General features: G+C 73.3%; 2 protein-coding genes and 1 pseudogene. 1 reads left to right on the forward strand and 2 read right to left on the reverse strand.

Annotated elements, in window-relative coordinates:
* A pseudogene (locus EIO58_RS19070) lies at positions 1–224 on the forward strand (hypothetical protein); the annotation flags it as partial.
* On the opposite strand, the gene EIO58_RS18110 reads toward EIO58_RS19070, so the two are convergent.
* Positions 188–847, reverse strand: coding sequence for a response regulator (locus tag EIO58_RS18110; RefSeq protein WP_127820575.1), 660 nt, complete (start codon positions 845–847; stop codon positions 188–190). The pseudogene EIO58_RS19070 and the gene EIO58_RS18110 overlap by 37 nt on opposite strands.
* Positions 844–1,283 (reverse strand): ATP-binding protein (locus tag EIO58_RS19075; protein ID WP_342447996.1); only part of this gene is annotated, 440 nt, incomplete at its 5' end. The genes EIO58_RS19075 and EIO58_RS18110, both read right to left, overlap by 4 nt.

Here is a 1,283-nt window from a genome sequence, read left to right on the forward strand (position 1 = left end):
CGGCGAAGGCGGCCGCGGTCCCGGCGCCGGTGAGCGGCCGCCGCACCGCCCTCGCGGTGGTGCTCGGGATGGCCGGAGTCGTCGCGGTGCTCGTGGGCGGATTCACGCCGCTGACGGCGGCTGTCGCAGTGGCGTGCCTCGTCGTGTCGCTGCGCCTGAGCACCGGGCGCTTCGCGCTGCGTCGTGGCTACCCGGCCCCGGGCGTGACCAGTCCCGCCTCGTAGGCCGCGATCACGAGCTGTGCGCGATCGCGGGCGCCGAGCTTCGACAGGATCCGCGAGACGTGGGTCTTCACGGTCTGCTCCGCGATGAACAGGCGTGCGGCGATCTCGGAGTTCGACTCGCCCTGCGCGACGCCGACGAGGATCTCGCGCTCCCGCTCGGTCAGCTCGCCCAGCACGACGCGATCGGTGCGCCGGGGTCCGCGTGTCGCCGCGAAGCGCTCGATGAGTGCGCGCGTCGCGCTCGGCGCGAGGAGCGACTCGCCTTCGGCGACGACCCGCACGGCCCGAGCGAGCTCCTCGGGTGAGGCATCCTTCAAAAGGAAGCCGGCTGCTCCGGCCGACAGCGCGTCGAAGACGTAGTCGTCGACATCGAAGGTCGTGAGCATCAGGATGCGGGTCGCCGGCGCCGAGGCCGCCAGCTCACGGGTCGCCGAGATCCCGTCGAGCACCGGCATGCGCACGTCCATGAGCACGATGTCGGGGGCGAGCTCGGCGACCACGCGCAGGCACTCCTCACCGTCGGCGGCGAGCCCCACGACCTCGATGTCGGGCTGGGCGTCGAGCAATGCCGAGAAGCCGGCGCGCACCATCGCCTGGTCGTCGGCGATCACCACACGGATCATGACGGGGTCTCCTCTTCGGTGAGCTCGAACTCCGCCGCGACCTCGAAGCCTCCGTCGGGGGTCGGGTGCGCGTGAACGACCCCGCCCGCACTGCGCACGCGCTCGCTCATCGCGACGAGTCCGTGCCCGCCGCCGCCGACCTCGGTCGCGGGGGATGAGCCGGGGGCGTTGCGGACGCGGATGCCGAGCCCCCGCGTGCCCACGTCCACTCCCACCGTGATCGGGGCGCCCGGGGCGTGGCGGAGCGCATTGCTCACGGACTCCTGCACGACGCGGTAAGCGGCGAGGTCGGCCACGGCCGTCAGGCGCGGCGAGCGGGAGCCCTTCCAGTCCAGATGCACGTCGGCACCGGCCTGCGCGGTCTGGCGTACCAGCACGGCGATGTCGGCGATGCCGCGCTGCGGTTCGACGGGCGCCGCCTCGTCGTCGCGCAGGG

It is taken from the genome of Microbacterium sp. CPCC 204701 (assembly GCF_004010105.1).
Lineage (GTDB): Bacteria > Actinomycetota > Actinomycetes > Actinomycetales > Microbacteriaceae > Microbacterium.